Raw genomic sequence first — 274 nt, 5'->3', positions numbered from 1 at the left:
CGGTGAACAGCAATGGGGCGTCTCCCTGGACTGGGACAATCCCTTGGGCCTGGCCGACCAACTGGCCCTGCGCGGCGGCCACGATGCCGTCAGCGACCATCAGCAGACCTCACGCAACGCCATGCTCTATTACAACCTCCCTTTTGGTTGGTGGAACCTGAGCTACAGCTATAGCCAAACCGAGTACCGGACGCCGGCGCAGCTCAACGGCTTTACCTTCAAGCAGACCGGCGACAGCCAGAGCCATCAGGTGCGCCTGGAGCGGGTGGTTCAT

General features: G+C 62.0%; 1 protein-coding gene. It reads left to right on the top strand.

Annotated elements, in window-relative coordinates:
• Positions 1–274: ShlB/FhaC/HecB family hemolysin secretion/activation protein (locus OC610_RS29225; RefSeq protein WP_264433331.1), on the top strand; the 274-nt coding region annotated here is incomplete at both ends.

Origin of the sequence: Pseudomonas agronomica, from assembly GCF_025917275.1 — a bacterium.
Classification (GTDB): domain Bacteria; phylum Pseudomonadota; class Gammaproteobacteria; order Pseudomonadales; family Pseudomonadaceae; genus Aquipseudomonas; species Aquipseudomonas agronomica.
The sequence above is the reverse complement of the archived record's forward strand: the minus strand, read 5'-3'. Positions and strand labels throughout refer to the sequence as shown.